The organism is Streptomyces sp. NPDC048473 (genome assembly GCF_043200155.1).
Lineage (GTDB): Bacteria > Actinomycetota > Actinomycetes > Streptomycetales > Streptomycetaceae > Streptomyces.
Genome location: NZ_JBICXE010000012.1, coordinates 92,485 through 107,706, shown reverse-complemented (window position 1 = coordinate 107,706; position 15,222 = coordinate 92,485). Strand labels below are relative to the sequence as shown.

Annotated in this window: 15 protein-coding genes; 11 read left to right on the top strand and 4 right to left on the bottom strand. The window is 70.0% G+C overall.

Annotation, left to right across the window (positions count from 1 at the left end; all coding sequences use genetic code 11):
• Nucleotides 1–44 precede the first annotated feature (44 nt).
• Complete coding sequence (locus ACGFU7_RS21110) at nt 45–884, bottom strand: TIM barrel protein (protein WP_393697528.1); 840 nt, start codon at nt 882–884, stop codon at nt 45–47.
• Between the two features lie 255 nt (nt 885–1,139).
• Between ACGFU7_RS21110 and ACGFU7_RS21105 the strand changes: the two genes are divergently transcribed.
• From ACGFU7_RS21105 to ACGFU7_RS21065, 9 genes are all read left to right on the top strand, one after another.
• Nucleotides 1,140–2,432, top strand: coding sequence for a lactonase family protein (locus ACGFU7_RS21105; RefSeq protein ID WP_393697527.1), 1,293 nt, complete (start codon nt 1,140–1,142; stop codon nt 2,430–2,432).
• Between the two features lie 10 nt (nt 2,433–2,442).
• A complete protein-coding gene (locus ACGFU7_RS21100) occupies nt 2,443–2,694 on the top strand; it encodes a hypothetical protein (RefSeq protein ID WP_393697526.1) in 252 nt (83 codons plus the stop codon).
• Complete coding sequence (locus ACGFU7_RS21095) at nt 2,691–3,068, top strand: helix-turn-helix domain-containing protein (RefSeq protein ID WP_382943913.1); 378 nt, start codon at nt 2,691–2,693, stop codon at nt 3,066–3,068. The genes ACGFU7_RS21100 and ACGFU7_RS21095 overlap by 4 nt, the downstream gene beginning before the upstream one ends.
• 190 nt (nt 3,069–3,258) lie before the next feature.
• On the top strand, nt 3,259–3,771 hold the full coding sequence (uraD, locus tag ACGFU7_RS21090; protein ID WP_393697525.1) for a 2-oxo-4-hydroxy-4-carboxy-5-ureidoimidazoline decarboxylase: 513 nt from the start codon (nt 3,259–3,261) through the stop codon (nt 3,769–3,771).
• Nucleotides 3,771–4,160, top strand: a complete 390-nt coding sequence (uraH, locus tag ACGFU7_RS21085; protein WP_393697524.1) for a hydroxyisourate hydrolase — start codon at nt 3,771–3,773, stop codon at nt 4,158–4,160. Before uraD ends, uraH begins: the two co-directional genes overlap by 1 nt.
• A 7-nt stretch (nt 4,161–4,167) precedes the next feature.
• Nucleotides 4,168–5,115 carry a factor-independent urate hydroxylase gene (pucL, locus tag ACGFU7_RS21080; protein ID WP_393697523.1) on the top strand — a complete coding sequence of 316 codons (948 nt, stop codon included), beginning with the start codon at nt 4,168–4,170 and terminating at the stop codon, nt 5,113–5,115.
• A gap of 68 nt (nt 5,116–5,183) precedes the next feature.
• Nucleotides 5,184–6,581: a nucleobase:cation symporter-2 family protein gene (locus ACGFU7_RS21075; RefSeq protein WP_393697522.1), complete on the top strand. Its 1,398-nt coding sequence runs from the start codon at nt 5,184–5,186 to the stop codon at nt 6,579–6,581.
• 42 nt (nt 6,582–6,623) lie between these two features.
• Complete coding sequence (locus tag ACGFU7_RS21070; RefSeq protein WP_393697521.1) at nt 6,624–8,021, top strand: 8-oxoguanine deaminase; 1,398 nt, start codon at nt 6,624–6,626, stop codon at nt 8,019–8,021.
• Nucleotides 8,022–8,269: 248 nt separating this feature from the next.
• Nucleotides 8,270–9,733, top strand: a complete 1,464-nt coding sequence (locus tag ACGFU7_RS21065; protein ID WP_393697520.1) for a nucleobase:cation symporter-2 family protein — start codon at nt 8,270–8,272, stop codon at nt 9,731–9,733.
• 126 nt (nt 9,734–9,859) lie between these two features.
• Here ACGFU7_RS21065 and ACGFU7_RS21060 read toward each other — a convergent pair whose 3' ends face one another.
• From ACGFU7_RS21060 to ACGFU7_RS21050, 3 genes are all read right to left on the bottom strand, one after another.
• On the bottom strand, nt 9,860–10,738 hold the full coding sequence (locus tag ACGFU7_RS21060) for a chitosanase (RefSeq protein ID WP_393697519.1): 879 nt from the start codon (nt 10,736–10,738) through the stop codon (nt 9,860–9,862).
• A gap of 171 nt (nt 10,739–10,909) precedes the next feature.
• Complete coding sequence (locus tag ACGFU7_RS21055; RefSeq protein WP_393697518.1) at nt 10,910–11,218, bottom strand: SH3 domain-containing protein; 309 nt, start codon at nt 11,216–11,218, stop codon at nt 10,910–10,912.
• A gap of 189 nt (nt 11,219–11,407) precedes the next feature.
• A complete protein-coding gene (locus ACGFU7_RS21050; RefSeq protein ID WP_393697615.1) occupies nt 11,408–12,187 on the bottom strand; it encodes a chitosanase in 780 nt (259 codons plus the stop codon).
• A gap of 120 nt (nt 12,188–12,307) precedes the next feature.
• Between ACGFU7_RS21050 and ACGFU7_RS21045 the strand changes: the two genes are divergently transcribed.
• Both ACGFU7_RS21045 and ACGFU7_RS21040 read left to right on the top strand, forming a co-directional pair.
• Nucleotides 12,308–12,991 (top strand): alpha/beta fold hydrolase, encoded by a 684-nt coding sequence (locus ACGFU7_RS21045; protein WP_393697517.1) that lies wholly within the window; start codon nt 12,308–12,310, stop codon nt 12,989–12,991.
• A gap of 96 nt (nt 12,992–13,087) precedes the next feature.
• Complete coding sequence (locus ACGFU7_RS21040; protein WP_393697516.1) at nt 13,088–15,217, top strand: hypothetical protein; 2,130 nt, start codon at nt 13,088–13,090, stop codon at nt 15,215–15,217.
• The last annotated feature ends 5 nt before the right edge of the window (nt 15,218–15,222 follow it).

Here is a 15,222-nt window from a genome sequence, read left to right as displayed (position 1 = left end):
GGTGCCTTCCGATAAGCGTGTGTACGAGGGGGAGTTCGCCGCCCTCAGCGGGCGGCCCGCGCGGTGGCCGGGAGCCACTCGAAGGACTCGGCGCTCGGCCGGTCGCCCGGCTTGTACTCCAGGCCGACCCAGCCGTCGTAACCGGCCTTCGTCAGCTCGTCGAGGAGCTGCTCCAGCGGGAGCGAGCCGGTGCCGGGTGCGCCGCGTCCCGGGTTGTCGGCGATCTGGACGTGGCCGGTCTTGTCGGCGTACGCCGTGATGACCCGGCCGAGGTCCTCGCCGTTCATCGACAGGTGGTACAGGTCCAGCAGGAACTTCGCGTTCCCGAGCCCCGTCGCGGCGTTGACCTTGTCGACGATCTCGATCCCGGCCGGTGCGCTCACCAGGGGGTAGCGCGGCGATTCCGGCTTGTTGAGGGTCTCGATCAGCAGCACCGCCCCGATCCGGTCGGCCGCACGGGCGGCGACGACCAGGTTCTCCAGGGCGAGTTCGTCCTGCACGACCGGGTCCACGCCGTCGATGCGGTTGCCGTAGAGCGCGTTGAGCGCCCTGCAGCCGACCGAGGCGGCAAAACCGGCCGCCACCTCGATATTGGCGCGGAAGCGGCCCGACTCCGAGCCGGGCACGGAGAGGGCGCCGCGGTCGGGGCCGGGCAGCTGTCCGGCGTAAAAGTTAAGCCCCACCAACTGGGTGCCTGCGTCATCGAGCGCCTTCTTGAGGGCGTCGAGCTCGGCCTGCGGGGGAGTGGGGGTCTCGATCCACGGCCACCACAGCTCGACCGCGGTGAAGCCGGCCGCGGCGGCGGCCGCGGGGCGCTCCAGGAGCGGGAGTTCCGTGAAGAGGATCGAAAGGTTCACATCGAAGCGCTGGTCCGGATAGCCCATGAGGGTTTCGGCGCTCCTTCCGTATTGCGGAAGTTAGTTTCTACGTAACGGAAGATTGCCCGGAGCTGGGGGAGCTGTCAAGGGGGTGCCCGGAATTCGGGCCGAGTGCCTTCGTGCGGGTTGTGCAAGGTGCAACCGGAATTGCGCCGGTTGCCGATGGGGTGCGGGGCGGGCCAGGGTGGCTGGTGCATTCCGATGCAGCCGACTCGACTCCCCCTCGACACCCGCACTCGACCCCCACACGAGGTGCCTCGCATGAACCACGCCACCAGCCGGCGCGCCGTCCTCGGAGCCCTGTTCGCCGGTGCCGCCCTGTCCGTGGCCCCCGCCCTGCCCGGCTCTCCCCGGCCATCGGGGCCCGCGCCGGACTCCGTGCCCACGGTCGGTTCACGCTCGCGCACCACCCGGCAGCTGCTGCTCGGTACGTACACCTCGGCCGAGGGCGGCGGTAAGGGAATAGGCACGGCCTCGTACGACTCCACCACCGGCGCGATCTCCGCCGGCCCCGTGATCGCCGGCGTCGACAACCCCTCGTACCTGGCCATGCACCCCTCGGGCGCCACCGTCTACGCGGTCGACGAGCAGGACCGGGGCGGGGTGACGGCCGTCGCCCTGTCCCCGGACGGCAGCCACCGGGTGCTGGGGACCCGCAGCACGGGCGGGGCGGGGCCCACCCACCTCTCCGTCCACCCCACGGGAAGGTGGCTGCTCACCGCGAACTACACCTCCGGCAGCGTCGCGGTGCACCCCATCCGGGACGACGGCTCGCTGGGGGAGCGCACGGATCTGGTCGCCCACACCGCACCGCCGCCCGGCCCCGGCCAGGACGGGCCGCACGCCCACCAGATCATCACCACCCCCGACGGCAACCACATCCTCGCCGTGGACCTGGGCAACGACGCCGTGTACACATACCGGCTCGACGAGAACCGCGGCTCGCTCGACCAGGTGTCGTACGCGGCCCTGCGCCCCGGGGCCGGACCACGGCACATCACATTTCACCCGGGCGGCCGCTTCGCCTACCTGGCCTGCGAGGTCGACAACACCGCGGTCGTCTGCGGTTACGACCCGGCCACCGGCACCCTCTCCCCGGGCGCCCCGCAGCCCACCGGCACCGGCGCCGGCACCAGCTATCCCGCACAGTTCCTGGTCACCGGCGACGGTCGCTTCGCCTACCTCGCCAACCGGGGCCACAACAGCCTGACGCGATACGCCGTCGAGGACGACGGGGCCGTACTGCGGCTGCTCGACACCGTGCCCGTCGGCGGCGATTTCCCCCGGCAGATCGCCTTCTCGCCGGACGGGAAGCTGCTCTTCGCGGCCAACCAGAGGTCGAGCACGGTGACGGCCTTCCGGGTCGACGCCCGGAGCGGCGCCCTGACCCTCACCGGTGACGCCTTCCCCGCCCCGGTGGCCGTCTGCGTGCTCCCGTACCGGAGCGCGAGCCCGGTCGGCGATCAGGGCGAAACCATCACCCGACGGCCCCGGCGCCCGTCCGTTAGGGTCGGGCCCGAGCCGCGGGTTCACACAGACGTGGCGAACGCATGAGGGAGGCATAGTGCGCTTGAGAGTGGAGTTCACCACCGAGCCCTTCGATCTCGACGAGGCGCCCGCCCACGCGGTCGTGGCCCGCGAGGTCATCCAGACGGCCGACCTGGACGCCGTGGACGTCGGCCCTTTCGGCAATACGGCGGAGGGCGGCGCCGACGAGGTGCTCAGCGCGGTGGACTCCCTGCTGCGCAGAGCCCTGGCATCGGGTGCCACCCGGGTGTCGCTCCAGGTCAACGTCATCGGGGAGGGCTCGAAGTGACCGAACCGGCGGACCACCCCCTCGTTGCCGCGGTCAAGCCGCTCGTCGACGCCATGGGCGCCGAGCTGCTCGGGCCAGAGCAGGCGCAGGCCGACGACGTCGTGCTGGCCTGGGAGGGCGAGGACGTCATAGCCGTCCGGCTGCCCCAGCTCTCGGAATCGCTCGACCACATCCTGGCCGCCATGGAGCGCCGGCACGGCATGCCGCTCGCCGAGCTGGACCGCAAGGCCAAGCAGTCGGTGGTGCGGACCCTGGAGGCACGCGGCGCCTTCTCCGTACGGCACGGTGTGGAGACGGTGGCGGGCGCGCTGGGGGTCAGCCGCTTCACTGTCTACAACTACCTGAACAGGGAAAATGCCGCCAAAGGCGAGTAGTTGAGCCGTAGGTGAGCGAAGGCCGTGGAAGGCCACGGAAGGCCGTCGTCCGGAGCATCGGGCGACGGCTTTTTACCTTCGCGTAATTTCAACAAAGTGTTGACGTGGTGTTGTGGAGGGCGTTAGCTATCCGCAGCCCGACCGACGCGACGCGAAGAAACGCACAGCGAAAACAGCCACGGAGGCTCCCGTGACTTCGAGCTCCACACCGGGCCTCACCCGGTTCAACACCCTGGCGGACGACGAGGCCACCACCGCGTTGCACGAGGTGTGTGCCAGTGCGGCATGGGGAAGAGCGATCCTCTCCCGACGCCCGTACGCCACCGCAGAAGCCCTTCTCCTGGCCAGTGACGCCGCCACGGCCGCGCTGACCCCGGATGATCTGGCCGACGCGATGGCCGGTCACCCGCCGATCGGCCGCCCGAAGCCCGGAGACCCGACCTCCTCCCGCGAACAGCGGGGGATGGCCGGCGCCACCGAGGAACTCAGGGCCGAGATGCTCGAACTGAACCTGGCCTACCAGGAGCGGTTCGGACATGTCTTCCTGATCTGCGCCACCGGAGCCACCGGTGAGCAGATGCGCGACGCGGTGAAGTCCCGGATCGGGAACTCGCCCGAGCAGGAGCGCGGACACGTGCGCACCGAACTCGGGAAGATCAACCGAATCCGGCTGACCCGTCTCGTAGAAGAGGACAAGGACTGATGAGCACCGAAACCACCGCATCGGTGTCCACGCACATCCTGGACACCAGCGTCGGACGCCCCGCCGAGGGCGTCGCCATCTCGCTCGCGGCCCGCTCGGGCCCCGAAGCCGCGTGGGTGGCGCTCGGCGGCTCCACGACCGACGCGGACGGGCGATGCAAGGACCTGCCGGCCCTGCCGGAAGGCACAACTCACGTACGACTCGACTTCGAGGTCGAGACGTACTTCTCCAAGAAGCAAGCCGAGGCGCAGCAGGACGCCCCCCGCGTAAGGGACAGCGGTGCGTTCTTCCCGGAGGTGGCGATCACTTTCGCCGTCGAGCCGGGCGAGCACTATCACGTACCGCTGCTGCTCAACCCGTTCGGCTACTCCGTTTACCGAGGGAGCTAGCACCGACATGACCGCCGATTCCCACCGCCCCCGCCCTGTGATCCTCGGCCAGAACCAGTACGGCAAAGCAGAGAACCGCGTCGTCAGGATCACGCGGGACGGCGACACCCACCACATCAAGGACCTGAACGTCTCGATCGCCCTCTCCGGCGACATGGACGACGTCCACTACTCCGGCTCCAACGCCAACGTCCTGCCGACGGACACCACCAAGAACACGGTGTTCGCGTTCGCCAAGGAGTACGGCATCGAGTCCGCCGAGCAGTTCGGCATCCATCTCGCCCGCCACTTCGTGACGTCGCAGGAGCCGATCAAGGTCGCGCGCATCCGGATCCAGGAGTACTCCTGGGAGCGCATCGCGACCTCGGACAACAACTCCAGGTTCATCGGCTCGGACGAGGTCAACCACTCCTTCGCCCGCAAGGGCCAGGAGCTGCGCACTACGCAGATCACCTTCGACGGTGAGAAGTGGGAGATCATCTCCGGCCTCAAGGACCTCACGGTCATGAACTCCACCAACTCGGAGTTCTGGGGCTACGTCAAGGACAAGTACACGACGCTCAAGGAAGCGTACGACCGCATCCTGTGCACCGACGTCGCCGCCGCCTGGCGCTACAACTGGACCAGCGACGCCGACCGGATGCCCAACTGGGAGAAGTCGTACGAGCAGGCCAAGAAGCACATCCTGCAGGCCTTCGCCGAAACGTACTCCCTCTCGCTGCAGCAGACCCTGTACCAGATGGGTTCGCGGGTGATCAACAGCCGCAGCGAGATCGACGAGATCCGCTTCTCACTGCCGAACAACCACCACTTCCTGGTGGACCTGGAGCCGTTCGGGCTCAAGAACGACAACGAGGTCTACTTCGCGGCGGACCGCCCGTACGGCCTGATCGAGGCCACTGTGCTGCGGGACGGAATCGAGCCGCAGATCCCGGTCGACATGACCAACCTCTGACGCGGCGCCGATCCGGTCCCCGCCCGCACACAGCCGGGCGGGGGCCGGCCGGACCGGAGGGAACTCCCATGACACAGCCTGCACTTGGGCCGGCAGAAGCAGAACGCCCGTGTCCCACCCCGCCTCAGACCTCGGTCCACCCGGTGGACGAAAAGCTCCGTCCCTCGCGGCTGGTCCCCGCCGCACTCCAGCACATCGCCGCCATGTACGCGGGTGTCGTCACTCCTCCGCTCATCATCGGCCAGACCGTCGGCCTCGACCCGGCGGGCATGACCCGGCTGATCGCGGCGAGCCTCCTGATCGCCGGATGCGCCACCATCCTGCAGACCCTCGGCATCGGCGGCTTCGCCGGGAACCGGCTGCCGTTCGTCAACGCCTCGTCCTCCGCCGGAATCGCCCCGATGCTCGCCATCGCCGAGACCACCGCGCCCGGTCACCAACTCCCTGCGATCTACGGGGCGGTGCTCGTCGCCGGCGTCTTCTGCCTGGCCGTCGGACCGTTCTTCGGACGGCTGCTCCGCTTCTTCCCGCCGTTGGTCACCGGCGTCGTCATCACCCTCATCGGCGTCACCCTGATGCCCGTCCCGGTCTCCTGGGCGCAGGGCGGCGACAAGAGCGCCGCCGACTTCGGCGCGATGAAGTACCTTGCGCTGGCCGCCTTCACGCTCGTCGTCATTCTGCTGATCCAGCGGTTCGGACGCGGTTTCCTCAAGCAAGTCGCCCTGCTGATGGGTCTGTTGATCGGCACCCTGGCCGCGATCCCGTTCAAACTCGCCGACTTCTCCGCGCTGAAGTCCGCACCGGTCGCCGCCCTGCCCACCCCCTTCGCCTTCGGTGCCCCCGAGTTCCGGCCCGCCGCGATCCTCTCGCTCTGCATCGTCATGCTCGTCCTGATGACCGAATCCTCCGCCGGAATGCTGGCGCTCGGCGAGATCTGCGACCGGCGCACCGACGGCCGGACCATCACCCGCGGACTGCGCACCGACGGCATCGCCACCCTGCTCGGCCCGGTCTTCGGCGGCTTCCCGACGAGCGCCTTCGCGCAGAACGTCGGCGTGGTGTCACTGACGAAGGTACGCAGCCGCTACGTCGTCGCGGCCGCGGGCGGCGCGCTGCTGGTCCTGGGCGCCTTCCCGGTGCTCGGCGCGGTCGTCTCACTCGTGCCGATGCCTGTGCTCGGCGGCGCCGGCATCGTCCTGTTCGGCTCGATCGCGGTGAGCGGCATCCGTACGCTCTCCGAGGCCGGACTCGACGACAGCTCCAACATCATCCTGGTCGCCGTGGCGCTCGGCGCGGGCATCATCCCGCTCGCCGCGCCCGGCTTCTACGCGGGATTCCCGTCCTGGGCCCAGACCGTCCTGGGCTCCGGCATCAGCGCCGGAGCGCTCGTCGCGGTCCTGCTCAATCTGTTCTTCCACCATCTCGGCACCCACAGCCGCCCGGCTGTGGCACTCAAATCCTCCTAGGGTCCTGCCGTGCCCACATCGCCGGAAAGAAAAGGAAGCGCCATGGCAGCATCGGCAGCCCCTGAGCACGTGGAACGCATCGTCATCGAGAACTGTTCGATCGCGACCGTCGACGCCGACGACACCGAGTACGCCTCGGGCCATGTCGTCGTCGCGGGCAACCGCATCGAATCCGTCGGCGCGGGCCGGGCACCCGAGGGCCTGGAGAACGTCGTACGCCGCATCGACGGCACCGGGCATCTGGTCACCCCCGGCCTGATCAACACGCACCACCACTTCTACCAGTGGATCACCCGCGGACTCGCCACCGACCACAACCTGTTCGACTGGCTGGTCGCGCTGTACCCGACGTGGGCGCGCATCGACGAACCGATGGTCCGCGCCGCCGCGCAGGGTTCGCTCGCCATGATGGCCCGCGGCGGCGTCACCACCGCCATGGACCACCACTACGTCTACCCGCAGGGGGCCGGCGATCTGTCCGGTGCCATCATCGGGGCCGCCCGTGACATGGGCGTACGGTTCACTCTCGCCCGCGGCTCCATGGACCGCAGCGTGAAGGACGGTGGGCTGCCGCCGGACTTCGCCGTGGAGACCCTCGACGGTGCGCTGGCCGGCACCGAGGCGACCATCGACGCACACCACGACGCCTCGTTCGACTCGATGACCCAGATCGCCGCCGCACCCTGCTCCCCGTTCTCCATCTCCACCGAACTGCTGCGACAGGGTGCCGAGTTGGCCCGGCGCAAGGGAGTGCGCATGCACACCCATGGTTCGGAGACCGTGGAGGAGGAGAAGTTCTGCCACGAACTGTTCGGGATGGGTCCGACCGACTACTTCGAGTCGACCGGCTGGCTCGGCGACGACGTATGGATGGCGCACTGCGTCCATATGAACGACTCCGACATCGCCGCCTTCGCCCGCACCGGAACGGGCGTCGCGCACTGCCCCTCGTCCAACGCCCGGCTCGCCGCGGGCATCGCCCGGGTGCCCGACATGCTCGCCGCGGGTGTCCCGGTCGGCCTCGGCGTCGACGGCACCGCCTCCAACGAGTCCGGCGAACTCCACACCGAACTGCGCAACGCCCTCCTCATCAACCGCCTCGGCGCCCACCGCGAAAAGGCCCTGAACGCCCGTCAGGCCCTGCGCCTGGGAACGTACGGCGGCGCCCAGGTACTCGGCCGCGCCGACCAGATCGGATCCCTGGAGCCCGGCAAGCTCGCCGACCTGGTGCTCTGGAAGCTGGACACCCTCGCCCACGCCTCCATCGCCGACCCGGTGACCGCACTCGTCTTCGGCGCCGCGGCCCCGGTCACCCTTTCCCTCGTCGACGGCAAGCCGGTCGTCGAGGGCAACCACCTGATCACCGCGGACGAGGACGCCATCGCCCGCGCCACTCGCGACGAGGCCCGCCGCCTCGCGCAGATCGCCGCCGGAGCCTGACGCTCCGGGGCACCCCCCGATACCGGCCGGCCGAGGGGGACGGCCCTCGGCCGGCCGCCGTGGACCCGAGCGGGGTCCACGGCAGCCGGTGCAGGGGGCGGGTACGTGTACGTACGCGCCCCCCGTACCGGTGAAGAAAGCTGCCCGCACCAGCTGCATGACCTGCTCCACCTGCACCAACGCACCACTTGCACCACCTCCCTGACACCCACGTCGCCGCAGACGTGTACCCGACCGGAGGAACCGCCGTGGCAGCTACGCCCAGGTTTCGCAACGACGCAGTCGCAGCACCCGATGCCCACCCCCACCCCGACCCCGGCCGCCCCGCCCCCGATTCGGCCTCGGCAGACCGGAAACACCCGGTCGACGAAACACTCCCCCCGCTGAAGATGTTCACCAGCGGCCTCCAGCACGTGGCCGCGATGTACGCAGGTGTGGTGGCCCCGCCGATGATCGTGGGACCGGCCGTGGGCCTCGCCCCCAAGGAGACCGCCTTCCTGATGGGGGCGAGCCTCTTCACCGCGGGCCTGGCCACCCTGCTCCAGACCCTCGGCTTCTGGCGCATCGGCGCCCGGCTGCCGTTCGTCAACGGCGTCTCGTTCGCCGGAGTCACCCCGATGGTGGCGATAGGAAAGGACCGCGGACACGACGGCATCGCCGTCATCTTCGGCGCGATCATCGTCGCCGGCCTGCTCGGCTTCCTGCTCGCCCCCTACTTCTGCAAACTCGTCCGCTTCTTCCCGCCGGTCGTCACCGGCACCGTGATCACGCTGATCGGAGTCTCGCTGCTGCCGGTCGCCTTCAACTGGTCCCAGGGCGGCAACGCCACGGCCGACGACTACGGCTCGACGACCAACATCACCATGGCCGCGGTCACGCTGGTGATCGTCCTCGCCCTGCGCAAACTGCTGCGCGGCTTCCTCCAGCAGATCGCCATCCTGCTCGGACTGGTCGTCGGCACACTGATCGCGATCCCGGTCGGCATCACCGACTTCGGCGTCATCAAGGACGCCGACCTGGTCGGCTTCCCGACGCCGTTCCACTTCGGCGCCCCGCAGTTCGAGGTCGCCGCGATCGTCTCCATGTGCATCGTGATGCTGGTCTGTATGACCGAGTCCACCGCGGACATGCTGGCTCTCGGCAGGATCGTCGGCCGTCCGGCGGACGAGCGGACCATCGAGGGCGGCCTGCGCGCCGACACCCTGGGCAGTGCCATCAGCCCGCTCTTCAACGGTTTCATGTGCAGCGCCTTCGCCCAGAACATCGGGCTGGTCGCGATGACCAAGGTCCGCAGCCGCTTCGTGGTGGCGGCGGGCGGCGGCATCCTGATCGTGCTCGGGCTGGTCCCCGTAGCCGCATCCGTCATCGCGCTCGTTCCGCTGCCCGTACTCGGTGGCGCAGGCATTGTGCTCTTCGGTTCGGTCGCCGCGAGCGGCATCCAGACGCTGGCGACCGCCGCGCTGGAGAAGGGCGAGAACGCGCTGATCGTGGCAGCGGCCGTGGGCATCGGCCTCATCCCGATCGCCGCACCGGACTTCTACCACGCGTTCCCGAAGCATGCGCTCGTCGTGCTCGACTCCGGGATCTCGACCGGGTGCGTCGTGGCGATCGTGCTCAACCTGGCCTTCAACCACCTCGGCAGGAAGCCGGATTCGGATCCTTCGCCGCAGGAGCAGAGCCCGGCGGCCGCGGCCCCGGCGGCCGTGCACTGACCGAACCCGGCCTTGGCGGATACGGCGCTGTGTCCGGTACGGCTGTGTGTCCGGAACGGCGCTGTGGCGCGTACGGAGAACCCGACGGGTGCTGCCGTACGCGCCACAGCCGTGACCCGGGGTGCGTCAGCCGATGTGGTAGCTGTCGCCGTACACCTTCCAGTCGAGCGGCGGATCCAGATTCAGATTGCCCTTCTTCAGGAAGACCCGCTGGGCGGTGTCCACCCGGCTGGTGTCCGAGTGGGCCTCCTCCTGCTGCATCGCCCAGACCCGGGCGTCCAGGAAGGCGTTGAGATACGTGACCTCGTTGCCGCCCTGGGCCGGCGGCTTCGCCTTCGCGAGCGCCCGCTTGCGGATGGAGCTGAAGCTGGTGCTGTCGCCGCCGTCGCCGTGCATGACGATGGCGTCGTAGTACGCGAACTGGCCCAGCGTGCCGATGCCGTCGGCCTTGCCCTGGCTGACCGCCGGGTTGAAGTACACCCGGTCGCGCTCGTCGTTCTGCGCCTGCTTGAACGCCGAGTCGGACGCGGCGGTCGCCCAGTCCTTGGTGAAGTTCGGGTCGAGACCGCTGTGCGAGTCGGTGCCGTCGACCTTCCGCAGTGCGGGGAGGTACTTCGCGAGGATGTTGCCCGGCTTGCGCTGGGTGTACAGCTCGACGAGGTCGAGCATGTCGCCGGTGCCGGAACAGAAGCCGATGATGCCCGCGGTGTAGCCGCGGCCGTCGTCGATGTCCTCGATGTACTTGTACTGCGCCTTCCAGTTGAGGGAGGAGTTCTCCGCGCTGGAGACCAGTTGCATGGCGATTTCCTTCTTCGCCGGATCGTCGAGTCCGGTCGCGGCGGCGGCCTGCTGAACCACCGCCGTCTGCTGATGTACCGCCGGGTGCGTGGGGGAACCGGCGTAGGCGGTGACGGGTATCGCCGTGAGGGTCAATCCGACCGCGATGACCGCGATGCGCACGGAGCGGGTGTTGCGACGTGCGGTGCGCTTATGGGGAGCGTGCACCAGTCCTCCAAAGGGAGTTCGTCGTTCGTCGGTCTGTTAGGAAGCTTTCCTATCAGAATGGAGCGAGTTCCGTACACCCCTTCGACGCAAGGGAGTTGGGGACGTGCCCCGGAACGCAGGAAGGCCCCGCACCGCGCGGAAGGCGCGGTGCGGGGCCGAGGCGTGCCGGCCTCAGCAGTCGAGATACGCCACGTGGATCCAGACGCCAGTGGGGCCGCCCCACAGGTCGCCCATGATCCAGTTGCCCTGCTTGCCGCGGTAGTTGAGGTTCTGGCCCCGGTTGACCTGACCCAGGACCGGGTAGTCGTTGCCCGGTCCGCCGCGGAAGTTCACCCCGTTGTCGTTGACGGTGCAGACCGCGGCCGGCGCCTTCGCGGCCTGCACGGCCGCGGGGCTCTGCACGGCTTGGGCGGCGGGGCTGAGGGCCAGCCCGAGACCGGCGGCCAGGACCGTCGCAGCCAGCATCATCTTCTTCATCATGCGGATCTCTCCTCCGTTTTCCGGCCCACATCCGCGTGTGCCGTTCGTCAGCCTCAACGGAGCGGCCGACCGTCGGGTCACGGGTCCGGGTCCCCCTTCGTGCAGGAGTGAAAGCGCAGGTCATATGGCGTGTGCACCGGCGTACGCAGTCAGTGGGGCGGACGCTTCCCGCGCCCGTCGATCATGGGTTTAGCGGGCGTCGATCCGGTAACTGTCGCCGTACACCCGCCAGCGCAGCGGTGGCTCCAGCCCGAACCTGCCCTCGCTCACGAACACCCGCTGGGCCGTCTCGATCCGGCTGGTGTCGGAGTGCGAGGGCTCCTTACGGATCGCTGCGACGCGAGCGTCGAGGAAGGCGTTCAGATAGGCCGCCTCGTCCCCGCCGCGCGCCGGGGGAGCGGCCGCGGCGATCGCCTCGCGGCGGATCGTACGGAAGCCGACCGTGCCGTCCGTGTCGCCGTACCCGTGCATCACATAGGCGTCGTAGTAGATGAACTGCCCCAGGGCGCCGAGTCCGTCCGCCTCGGCCCGGGCGACCGCCGGGTCGAAGTACGACCGGTCGCGCTCGGCGTCCTGCGCCGACCGGAAGACGGGGTCGGCGGCCGCCTCGGCCCACGCCTCGGTGAACGGCCGGCCGAGGCCGTCGTGCGCATCGCTGCCCCGTACGGCGCGCAGGGCGGGGAGGAACCGTTCCAGCGGATTGCCGGGACGCGCCGCCGCGTACCGCTCGACGACCTTCAGCATGTCGCCGGTGCCGGAACAGAAGCCGATGATGCCCGCGGTGTAGCCGCGGCCGTCGCCGATGTCCTCGATGTACTTGTACTGCGCCTTCCAGTTGAGGGAGGAGTTCTCGGCGCTGGAGACCAGTTGCATGGCGATCTCCTTCTTCGCCGGATCGCCGAGCCCGGCTCCGGGTCCGCCCCCGGCGGACCCGGCCGCCGAGCATCCGGAGAGTGCGGAGACGGCCATGACGGCAGTGGCGACAGCGATGAGCAGCGGGCGGGGAACGAAGTTCACCCCTCAACCCTGCCAGGCCGCGGGGAGCCAGGGGTGAAAGGTCTTCGCTCATTCGCCTGTAGCGTCATGGGTATGGAAGATCAGTCTGTTGTGGATGTCGGCGATGTACGGCTGGCGTATCGGACCTGGGGCGACCCCTTCGGCTCGCCCGTGGTCCTGCTGCATGGCCTCGGCGGCTCCGCCGCGAGCTGGGAGGCGGCCGGGAGTCTGCTCGGCGAAGAGTGGCGGGTGTACGCCATCGATCTGCGTGGTCACGGCGAGAGCGACTGGCCGGACGAGTACTCCGTCGAGCTGATGCGGGACGACGTCCTCGGCTTCCTCGACGAGTGCGAGCTCGACCGGGTGGGCCTGGTCGGCCACTCGATGGGCGGTGTCGTCGCCCATCTGCTCGCCCAGGAGCACGCGGACCGGGTGGAGCGGCTGGTGCTGGTGGAGACCCCGCCGCCGTTCCCGAGCGAGCTGAAGCCGGCCGCCGAGCCGGCAGGGCCGGTGGACTACGACTGGGCCGTCGTCGCTCCGATCCGGGCCGAGTTGGCCGACCCCGACCCCGAGTGGGCGGCCGGCCTCGGTGAGATCGTCGCGCCGACGCTGATGATCGCCGGCGGTCCGGAGTCCACCATGCCCCAGGGGCGCCTGCAGGACATGGCCTCGCTGATCCCGGACTGCCGGCTGATCACGATCGGGGGCGGTCACCGGGTGCATGAGATCCACGCCGACCAGGTCGCCCAGCAGATCACGGAATTCTTCACCAGCTGAAGGGCCTGCGGCTGTCGGCCCACGGCCCGGCCCGGCAACCGCGCAATGTCCGGCATGGCCGGGGCGTTGTCAGTGCCGGGTGCCATGATCCGTTCCATGGAACTCGCACTGTTCTTCGCCGATGTCGACGCCCAGCCGTGGGCCGGACTGCAGCATGCCTACGGAAGCGCCGCCGACGTGCCCGACTGCCTGCGGGCACTGGCGGGGCACGACGAGGATGCGGCGTCCGAGGCGATCTCCGAGCTGTACGGCAGCATCCTGCACCAGGGCTCGGTCTACGAGGCCACGGCCCGCGCCGTGCCGTACATCGCACAGCTCGCCGGGGCCGGGTACCGCACGGAGGACCTGCTGGTTCTGCTCGGCGGGATAGCGGAGGGCGGCGAGGACCATGGCGACACGGACGAAGCCGCCTGCCGGTCGGCCGTCGTCGGCCAGCTTCCCCTGATTCTTGCGTCGGCCGACGCCGAGGAGTCCGGGCTGCGGCGGGCCGCGGTGTGGGCCGCCGCGATGACCGGGGCGGCAGGCCAGGTGCTGCCGGTGCTCCAGCTGCGCCGGAAGGCGGAGACGGATCCCCTCGTGCGGGCCGAACTCCTCGGGGCCATGGCGCATCTGGATCCGTCGGGAACAGCCGCTGCGGCAACCGAAGCCATGGGTGAGGGCGAGCCCGGCGAGGTCAGGATCGCGGCAGTGCTGGCCTGTGTGGACGCCGGACTGCCGTGGGGCCCCGCGCACCACGAGGCGATGCTGTCGCTCCTCCCCGCGTACGAGCTCGTCCGGGACCGGCTCGACCTGGAGCGGAACGAACCGCTGCAGTATGTCGTCGAAGCACTGCTGCTCCGCGACACCGACGAGGATCGCGAAGCGGCGTACACCCTGCTCGATGCCGCACTGCGCAGTGCGGTGCCCGAAGCGCGTACGGAGGCGTTGTGGGCGGCCGAGACCGCCTGTCAGCTTTCGCGCAGCGCGCCGGAACGGCTGGTCGCCCCCGTGGAGGCGCTGGCCGCCGACCCGGCCTCCGTACCAGCGGCGTACTCGCTCCTCAAGAAGCTGGGCACACATGCCGTGGCTGCTGCTCCGGTGCTGGCCCGGCTCGCCGCAGGACCGGGTGATCCGGCGGACCGGGCCCTGGAAGCACTCGTCGCCGTGGACCCGGACCGGGCCGCGCCCCTCCTGGCCCGTGACCTGGCGCAGCGCCCGCGTGCGCTCGGTGCGGCGTGCGGTTTCCTGATCGGAGGGACGGCCGACACCTCGTTTCCGTACGACTCCGCGCTGCTGGACGCGATCCGTACCCGACTGGGCGCGGACGACCTGGACGGCAACGAGCCCATCCGGCTCACGTCCCTGCTCGGTGCCTGGGGGAGCCGGGCGTCCGCCGCCCTGCCCGAACTGCGATCCGCGCTGCAGAGATTCCCGAAGGTGGTGCCGAAGGCGCTGGCCTCGGTCTGCCCACCGGAACACCGCGCGGCGACGGCGGAACTCCTGGCCACCGCGGCCCGCTCCGGGCCGGAGGACGGCCGGCTCGCTGCGGCAAAGGCGGTGCGCCAGCTGACCGGGGAGACCGGCCCCCTGCTGGCGGCGGTTGCCGCCCAGCTCGCCCGTGGCGGCCATGGCGTACGGGAGGCCGCGGGACTCGCCGCCGAGCTGGGTACGGAGGCGGCCGGTCTGGTGCCGGCTCTGCGGGCCGCGCTCAGCGCGCCCGAGGAGGACCGCAACGTCCCGCAGCTGGACGGCGACGTCGAGATCGCCGCAGCCCTGTGGCGGATCACCGGTGACGCGGAAGAGGCGTTGCCGGTACTGGCCGGTGTGTTCGCCGAGGTCGAACCGGTGTGGATGCGCTGGACGTTCACCCGTGCCGCACGGGCGGCGGCCCGCATCGGCGACGCGGCCCGGCCGCTGATCCCCGCGCTGGAGGGCTTGCTGACGGACCGGCTGCAGACCCCGGCCGCGGTGCTCGCCCTGCATGCGATCGCACCCGAATCCGTCGACGGCCCCCGTCTGGCCGGTCTGGTCCTGGACTCCGCCGAGGAGGATGCCGACGCCGTGACCGCGCTGGAAGCGCTCGTCGCCCTCGGCCCCACCGCCCTCACCGATGACCATCGCCGCCGCCTGACGGCCCTTGCCGAGCGGGACCTCCGGGTGACGGCCTCGGGCCTGGAAACGGGGATGGCCCCGGCCGACGAACGACTGCGCGAGCAGGCATGTGAGGCGGCGCGCATGCTGAGCTGACCCGG

Excerpts from the sequence above, each read along its gene's own strand:
- ACGFU7_RS21110 (WP_393697528.1), bottom strand. The coding sequence starts at position 884 with ATGGGCTATCCGGACCAGCGCTTCGATGTGAACCTTTCGATCCTCTTC.
- ACGFU7_RS21105 (WP_393697527.1), top strand. The coding sequence starts at position 1,140 with ATGAACCACGCCACCAGCCGGCGCGCCGTCCTCGGAGCCCTGTTCGCC.
- uraH (WP_393697524.1), top strand. The coding sequence starts at position 3,771 with ATGAGCACCGAAACCACCGCATCGGTGTCCACGCACATCCTGGACACC.
- pucL (WP_393697523.1), top strand. The coding sequence starts at position 4,168 with ATGACCGCCGATTCCCACCGCCCCCGCCCTGTGATCCTCGGCCAGAAC.
- ACGFU7_RS21075 (WP_393697522.1), top strand. The coding sequence starts at position 5,184 with ATGACACAGCCTGCACTTGGGCCGGCAGAAGCAGAACGCCCGTGTCCC.
- ACGFU7_RS21070 (WP_393697521.1), top strand. The coding sequence starts at position 6,624 with ATGGCAGCATCGGCAGCCCCTGAGCACGTGGAACGCATCGTCATCGAG.
- ACGFU7_RS21055 (WP_393697518.1), bottom strand. The coding sequence starts at position 11,218 with ATGATGAAGAAGATGATGCTGGCTGCGACGGTCCTGGCCGCCGGTCTC.
- ACGFU7_RS21050 (WP_393697615.1), bottom strand. The coding sequence starts at position 12,187 with ATGGCCGTCTCCGCACTCTCCGGATGCTCGGCGGCCGGGTCCGCCGGG.
- ACGFU7_RS21045 (WP_393697517.1), top strand. The coding sequence starts at position 12,308 with ATGGAAGATCAGTCTGTTGTGGATGTCGGCGATGTACGGCTGGCGTAT.
- ACGFU7_RS21040 (WP_393697516.1), top strand. The coding sequence starts at position 13,088 with ATGGAACTCGCACTGTTCTTCGCCGATGTCGACGCCCAGCCGTGGGCC.